Here is a 7577-nt window from a genome sequence, read left to right on the forward strand (position 1 = left end):
CCTCCACATCTTACGACATGGAAGCATTTTCTTGAAGGTGTTTTGATTTGTCTCACGTTAGGGGGTCAGTCCCGTTAGTCGCATTGTGGCTAGAGAAAGACCTTATAGTTTTGTAATATTCATTAATTGTTTGTCTAAATTCCAATCAATTGGCCTCTTTTTCTCATTCAACCAAGGTGCTCCCTCTTTTAACCACATAGTCCTATAGGTGTCAACAGATTTTCCATGTACTAAGTCATCGTAACCAGATTGAAAGCCACAACACGGACAAATATTGAAATTTGGTGCACCGGATTCTAGGTACTGTGGTTTGTTCAACTTGTCATATCCACATACTATACAATTATTCAAAATAAAAACCTACCCATCATTTCAAATTTAAGAAGAACAAAACTCCTGACATTCCATAGTTTGGTTTCATATACGTTCCAATATGAAGGACGAACTTATCTCCAGGGACTGCAATTCTCTTCATGAATTACGTCTAAGAGTCAATGAGTACGTCAACTATTACAATTCGGAACGCGATCAGTGGACATTAAAAAAGATGACTCCTGACGAATACAGAAGTCATCTCCTAGCTGCTTAAGACTATGTTAACCGTTTTTTATACAGTGTCCATAAATGGGGTTACAGTTCAAATGGTTAGTCGGGTTGTGGTCAAAACAAAGCATCTTACTAAATAAACTCTTTCTCGCTATAGCTAAATTTTGGACACCAATGAAATGCACTTAGATTCGGTATTGCATTCTTAAATTCATCTTCTCTTTCAAACCAAGGCAACAAACGCTCTCTTGGAATTACTTCTCTTAAGCAATACCAACCGTGCCTTAAATCCTCCCCACCAGTAGACATAAAATCTCCATTCTCACAAAATGGACAGATGTTGAAGTCTACATTCATTTTATTCTTCAGCTTTTGTAATGCTATTGAGAAGTCTTCAGTAGCATCCGCAGAGTATAGATTGTCATTAAATAAACACCGTAGTTCAAATTTCAAAACGTTATCATCAACCGAAGAGAGGTACGTTAATGAAACAAACTCAGTAATATCTACAAATTGAGTTCCCTTTCCTGAGATTACAGCAACTCTATTTTGGCACTTCATCTTGTAACCTTCTGGAAGTTGACGAAATATTGTTGCTAAAGATTCTAAATAACTATTCTCTTGGCCTTCATAAAAAAGGGTATTTGATGTTAATGATAAATACACTGTGCTGTCGTTCCTAAAATTTACGAATAGCTTTGATTCAATTACAGCATTATTAGTGTCCAATAATTCAATAAAAGAAAGGTGTTCGCTCATTGTCTCCTCCGACGGTTCTTATTTGGGCCCTTTTATTGAGATTGACCTTAAAATAGTTGTCAAGTAGTAAGGATTAGTCTCAGCATTTGCCCTAGATGCAATCCAAGCTGTGTGATGAGCAGGATTTGTTGCAACAACATTTACATGACCCGTAGACGGATTATCAATATATGCCTTCAAAAAACCAGTTGCATTAACCGCTTCTAGTGTAGTGAATGTATATTTAGTAGATGTCAGGGCAGTGAAATAAGACAATCCTGCTGTATCTATGGGTCTAGGTGTTAAGTTAGTATTTGTTCCCGAACCATCTCTGAAAATAAACGACTGAGAGTTATTATTAGCTGTCTTATCTAAACTAGCACTTATTTTCTCTGATAATACAAGACCAAGCCCTAAAATGCCCGGCCCTGCGGTCCTTGGCATAGTGCCAGTCCTAGGAATGGCAACAGTTGTTCCTGCAACCCCACCAATAAACATTGGCATCTGACTTTGATCAATATTATTAGCAATACCCTCTCCAAATGAAGACCAATAACCTGTTCTTGCACTATCTGCTTGTTGTTCTGCAAATCTCTTCATCGAGTCATTACTTTCATAATCGCCGTTGTTTGCTTTGTCCCATACACCCGACCAAAAGAAAATATTACTCCAGGCACTTGAATCAGTTGGGATATACTCGTCCCCATCTTTCCAGTGTCCTGTTGGGTCAGTATACCTCAACGGATTATTTTCCACATACGTATACAAATTCAAACTCAGCGGATTCGCTAGTTCCCCTTCATACGTATCCTAATTTATAAAGCGTAACCTTGCAATGAAAAGGTAGTGACCCCATTTGAATAGCCACTACCCTACGATATCAGCCCGCTAGCTTCTCTTCCGTCACAGGCTGCATGATGTATTCCGTTTTATTCTTCATTAACGCATAGATGACGTTAACCAGCTTTCTCATGACACAAATCAAGGCTTGCATCTTCGTTTTGCCTTCTTTAAGTTTCTTCTGATAAATCCAATAATAGTAAGAACTTTGCGGCTCTTTTATTTTCTTCTTCGTTTGAATATGGCGTAACGCAAGTTTATAAAACAAATCATATAATTTCCGGTTCCCTTGCTGGCATTGATGATCAGCGTGATGGTCACCTGAACCCAGTAGAACGGGCGCGACTCCTGCACATTTGGCTAGACTGTTTGCACCGTGAAACCGATGGATATCACCGATCTCAGCTACAAAGGACGCCGCCGTCACAATATCAATCCCGTACATCGTGTCCAGTTTTAAGCCTGTGTCCCTCATAAGCACCTTCAATCGCTGGTCCGTATCCGCTAACTCCTCTTTGTATTTGCGAATGCGCCGAATATGGCTTTGAATCAGAAAGTCCCGATGTTCTTGGTACTCACGCAGCGTTGAACCATCCTCTTGCACATTTCTCATAATCTTCTCCGCGCTTTTCATCGAACAAGCATAGTTGCTCTGCTGAACTAGAAACTCACGTAATTCTTGAACCGTATAGTCAGCCAAGTGATGCGGGGCGGGAAACTTTTCAAAGAAAGCCAGCGCCGTCTTCCCGTCAATTTTGCTGAAAAAGGACTTATAACTTGGATAGTGGTGGAAGAGCTGCGCATGAAGATGGTTCAATGCTTTCGTATGCTCCTTAACGATGGCCCTCCTTGCCGTAATAAGCTGGCTAATAATCCAGTAATGATCGATGGGATTGGCATTCGGCAGCTTCTCCAATTGATCGATTAGAACTTGCCCTACACACTCTGCATCTTGTGAATCTGACTTTGTATAAATGGCTGCGGCTTCCCTAAGCGCTTTGGATAAGGAAGGATTCACTTCTTTTACCTGCTGCTTCTCTTCGACTAGAAATACCGCTAATCGTCGTCCAAAGCCTCCGATATCCTCCAGCCCATAGTAAATCTGCTTGCCTTTCTTCATATATTTCTTGGCTTCCTTCAGCAATAGCGGAAATGCGCTCGGTTTATTCTCAAACTTAAATTCTCCTAACCGCTTTTTAAATCCATTGAGAAAAACAGCGGTATGGTGAAGTTTGTGCAAGTCGATGCCGACAAAAACACCATGCAATCGTGTTAATTCATGCTCGTCAAAGTGATCCAATTCGTAGGTCAGTAGAAATTCCCCCTTCAATTTTCCTTACTTTTAAATTTGAATGCTTGGTAAAGAGAAAGCTTGCACCCTCATTTCGAATGGTCTACGCCACATCCATACCTAAGCAATGTCTTTCTCTCTACAAACATTCAAATTTCGTTCAAAGCCTATTCTTGCGATTTACATAGTGCTGCTAGCCGATTATGTAGGAGTTCTGTCTGGAGTTCCTGCACATGGTGATGAATACAGACAAGGACAGCCTCTATCCTCAACTTATCCATGGATGAAGGATGGTCTACCAGTTCACTCCATACCGTATCCATACACCACTCCATCGCTTCGATTTTAGCCTTCAATACTTGTTCCTCTAAAAACAAAACATCTATTGCTGGCTTCATAAGATGGCCTGATGCTTGCCAATCGCTTCGACATGCGCATAATGATACATACCCTTGTAAAAGCTTTTTCGGTCAAGGATACGTTTGACTTGTACTTTGGTGAACGCTTTTCCTTGGCTTGTTATGTAATTTTCAAGGTTCAATTGAAAGGCAATTTCAGATAATGTCCAGTTGGGATGCTGCTCTTTTAATTCAAATACTCTGCTTACAACCCTTGCTTGTTGCGAATCAATCTCTAGCACTTTTGAGCCTTTCTTAGCCTTGTAGCCGAAGGTGGCCCTTCCTCCAGCATAGCCGCCTTCTTTCGCTTTCTTGCTGCGTCCCTTGCCTAACTTCATGGCAATTTCTAGCCGTTGATACGCATCCAGCAACTCCATTAACCCGTTAATTAGAAAATCCGAAGGGTCTTTCTTGTAAATGGAATACGTCGGCTGCTCAATCGACTTTACATCGACATTTCTTTTCTTAAACTCTCGATGGACTAATACCTTAACGATATCGCTTCTCCAAAGCCGATTCGTATTCAAAACCACGACAGAATCAATGGGATGAACCGCTATGAACGAAAGCAGGTCTTGAAACCCTTCCCGATCTACCTCCATTGCTTCTTCATCTACTTTTGCTCCGCTAATTCCTTCATCCACAAACATATGCAGCAAGTTCCATCCTTGCTGCTGACAATAGGATTCGATCTCTTCTTGCTGATACGATAAACTGTATCCATCTTTGGCTTGTCCTGCCGTAGAGACTCGTACATAGCCGATGACATTCATCGAAAATGCCCTCCGTTACAGAAATTAGGATTAACGTTACGCTTTATAGTTTACACCCTTAAGAGTAATATGACTATAAATATAATATTACTTTTAAGAGTATAATTCAACCACTTTTTTGTAAAAATATGATATAGTACTAGTAGTTTTTTTGAACTCTTAAAAGTAATGCGGAGGACAATCCATATGAAGATAAAAATTCGTTTGCGAGAAATCTTGATGGAACGTGAAATATCTCAAAGGCAATTCGCTCTGTCTATGAATATGAGAATAGCAACCATCAATCATCTCTGCTCAGAGAATGTAGACCGGGTTTATATACGTACACTGGAACAAATATGTGAGGCACTACAAATTGACATCAGTGAACTTATCATTGCTGAGAAAGAAACATGATCGATTGATGTAATAAGTTTGCTCCTGGTCAGGATGTGCTTGGTTCAATGATGATAAAATTCAGTACCAAAAAGATGTAAAATCCCCCCGGAGTAGACATTGAAATTAAATCACCATTTTATAGCCATTCAATCGAGAGAATGTTCTCTTTTCTTACAATATGTATGAAATGCGCCTGATTACTCTGGATTTCTCGTGAATTATGTTTAAGGTTGATTCCTCGCCTAAAAGTCTTATGTTTGTTGATGAATTAGCCGATTTCACTCTAATTAGAATCGCAATCGAAACCTCTAACATCAATACTTAGCTGGATGACTTCTAGCCCAATTGATCCAAATGGATCGTTAAGGGCGCTAACGGTGTAGGACCTGGAAAGTGAATTTTTCTTGCTAGCGTCCGTCTATTGTCATACGTTGATGGCTTGTACAATTGCTTGATTTCTGAATCCGTAAGTGTCTTTTTCGATAGGTTAAATCCCATTGCACTTTCAATCTGCTGCATACTGTAAGGTTGCGATTTCAGCCAACCTAGCGTTACGCCTTCAACGGGTGCTGTGAATTGAACATGCTTGAGTACAGAGCTTGTCATATTCGTAAAGAATGATCGTGTCAGCAATTCAATGGCTCTGCGCTTGGGTGAGAATTTCTTGAGTTCCTTGTAACTCGGTCGAATTTCCATACGCAGAAGCCCCTCGGCCTGTTCGATGATTTCATGCCCCTCCTTCGTATCCCTACAATGCTTCTGCTTATCGTAAAACATCACCTCTCTGTTCTTATTTTTATGTCCTGCCGTCTCCAGATGTCCGTAAGTGTATGGTTTCATGAACGGAACACTCATTCGTTGGATCGCAGCGAGGTAATCACTCACCTGATTCCCCACATTAAAATTCCAACAAACATCTAGCCGTTTTCCTACTTGCCAATCCGCCGCGCTAACTTCGATTTGAAATAATTCAATCATGCGTTCTTGTAACCTTTGGAAAAAGAGCGGAATATCCTTTTCTTGGAGGAGCGTTACATTGTTTCCGTAGAGAAACTTGGGGATCGATACTTGCAAAACGAGGGTTCTGCTGTTGTCGTAGTAATGAATATATGGGATTTGTTCATCTTTCATTTTATAAGTTGTTTTCAGTAATCCTGTTGATTTGTCCAAATATGTAGTAGATTCATGCGGTATGGAATTTAACTCAGGATAAACAGGAGATACTTTTATTTTTATGGTATCAAACAATAGGCATACTCTCCTTCCAAAATATTGGGATACTTTCGATATGTTATAAGAAGCTTGGCTAATTGATGTTTTTGACATCCCCTTTCAAGAAGCAATGTAACAAATTTGATTTTCAAAAGTCAATCTTTTAGAAATATTCTTTGTTGCTATAGTTTCTTTTTAATAACAAGTGATTTGTTAGGACATTGTACAGAATTCTATAGACATAAAGAAAACCACAACGCAAAATAGCGTCGTGGCATTTTCCTAACTCAATCTATTTGCGAGCAGTCTCATTAAGTTATTTACCACTAATTAAATGTATAGTCTTTAGTGACTTGAGATAAATTGACCTCATTTAGAAAGCAAATGATTTAAATCCATATTTATTTCTTTTATTAAATCATTGAATGATAGCAGCTCTTTTGTCTTAATTAAAATAACATCTTCGTTAGAAACTTTAACTACGAGAATATCGTAAGTAAGGTTTGATAGTATACTTATGGAAACCATATATGCATTTACAGACAAAACAACTTCAATTTTCTTATCATCATAAATAATCAAATCATCTAAAATGAATGCTTCGTTTTTTTGAAGCTCATAAAACAAGTTTCTTATTTTGTTTAACATGTACTTCTCCTTTTAATTATTCAGTTTTCGTATCAATATGCTTAATATTTTTACCTATTGGCGAAGGTAAGACCTCTCCTTTTTTCTCAGATAATTTCAGAAACATTTGATTTTTTGATTTTACTAATGACCATCCTAGATCCTTATCTTTTTCTAGAAGTAAAGAAGAATCAATGTCAAACTCCACATACAAATCACCAATTTCTGCCTGCTTAATATACCCTTCCTTTCCCTTTGTTAGCACATTAGTTCTAGGTATCCATCCAGATTTATTAAATTGTTCATATTCTGATCGTGACATCCATTGTCCTACCCGAACTTCACTTTTCAAAATAGTTGGAGATTGTTGAACAAGTTGCTGTTGAATCACGGTAGGACCATTCTCATATGCCTCTTGCCTTGAAACACGCATCTGTGCTTCATCAGAAATCCATTGAGATGTGTAGCTTTCTGGTACAATTAACTCCTTAGGTTCAATCACAGGATCATTGTCTAGTATCTTTCCAACACCGACTCCTACTCCGATTGACGCTCCAATTCCAAAGGCTGGACCCGCCAGTCCTCCAGCCCCAATCCCCGTTTCTGTAATTGCATAGCCAGATGGATCAACATACCTCAACGGATTATTATGCACATACGTATAAAAATTCAACGTCAGCGGATTCTTAATATCCCCTTCGTACGTATCCTCATTAATAAACCGCCCCATACTCGGATCATACCATCGCGCCCGCAAATATTGAAGCTCCGTAC

General features: G+C 39.1%; 9 protein-coding genes. 2 read left to right on the forward strand and 7 right to left on the reverse strand.

Annotated features, from left to right (window positions below; genetic code table 11):
- Positions 1-433 precede the first annotated feature (433 nt).
- A complete protein-coding gene (locus AC6ROY_RS25065) occupies positions 434-589 on the forward strand; it encodes an IS3 family transposase (protein WP_500103292.1) in 156 nt (51 codons plus the stop codon).
- A gap of 89 nt (positions 590-678) precedes the next feature.
- Here AC6ROY_RS25065 and AC6ROY_RS25070 read toward each other — a convergent pair whose 3' ends face one another.
- The 4 genes from AC6ROY_RS25070 to AC6ROY_RS25085 all read right to left on the reverse strand — a co-directional run bounded on the left by AC6ROY_RS25070 (position 679) and on the right by AC6ROY_RS25085 (position 4586).
- Positions 679-1305, reverse strand: coding sequence for a hypothetical protein (locus tag AC6ROY_RS25070; RefSeq protein WP_500103293.1), 627 nt, complete (start codon positions 1303-1305; stop codon positions 679-681).
- 18 nt (positions 1306-1323) lie between these two features.
- Entirely contained in the window at positions 1324-2025 is a 702-nt protein-coding gene (locus tag AC6ROY_RS25075) for a hypothetical protein (protein ID WP_500103294.1), read from the reverse strand.
- Between the two features lie 139 nt (positions 2026-2164).
- The gene (locus AC6ROY_RS25080) at positions 2165-3391 is read right to left on the reverse strand and encodes an IS110 family RNA-guided transposase (RefSeq protein ID WP_500103300.1); all 1227 of its coding nucleotides are present in this window, start codon (positions 3389-3391) and stop codon (positions 2165-2167) included.
- A 418-nt stretch (positions 3392-3809) separates the two neighbouring features.
- Positions 3810-4586 carry a recombinase family protein gene (locus AC6ROY_RS25085; protein ID WP_500103295.1) on the reverse strand — a complete coding sequence of 259 codons (777 nt, stop codon included), beginning with the start codon at positions 4584-4586 and terminating at the stop codon, positions 3810-3812.
- 186 nt (positions 4587-4772) lie between these two features.
- Between AC6ROY_RS25085 and AC6ROY_RS25090 the strand changes: the two genes are divergently transcribed.
- Complete coding sequence (locus AC6ROY_RS25090; RefSeq protein WP_500103296.1) at positions 4773-4982, forward strand: helix-turn-helix domain-containing protein; 210 nt, start codon at positions 4773-4775, stop codon at positions 4980-4982.
- A 318-nt stretch (positions 4983-5300) separates the two neighbouring features.
- Here the strand turns inward: AC6ROY_RS25090 and AC6ROY_RS25095 are convergent, their stop codons facing one another.
- The 3 genes from AC6ROY_RS25095 to AC6ROY_RS25105 all read right to left on the reverse strand — a co-directional run.
- Positions 5301-6212 carry a hypothetical protein gene (locus tag AC6ROY_RS25095; protein WP_500103297.1) on the reverse strand — a complete coding sequence of 304 codons (912 nt, stop codon included), beginning with the start codon at positions 6210-6212 and terminating at the stop codon, positions 5301-5303.
- A gap of 333 nt (positions 6213-6545) precedes the next feature.
- Positions 6546-6824, reverse strand: a complete 279-nt coding sequence (locus AC6ROY_RS25100) for a hypothetical protein (protein ID WP_500103298.1) — start codon at positions 6822-6824, stop codon at positions 6546-6548.
- Between the two features lie 16 nt (positions 6825-6840).
- Positions 6841-7577, reverse strand: a 737-nt coding sequence (locus AC6ROY_RS25105) for an RHS repeat domain-containing protein (protein ID WP_500103299.1), incomplete at its 5' end; no start/stop codon positions are given.

It is taken from the genome of Paenibacillus sp. sg306046 (assembly GCF_059821225.1).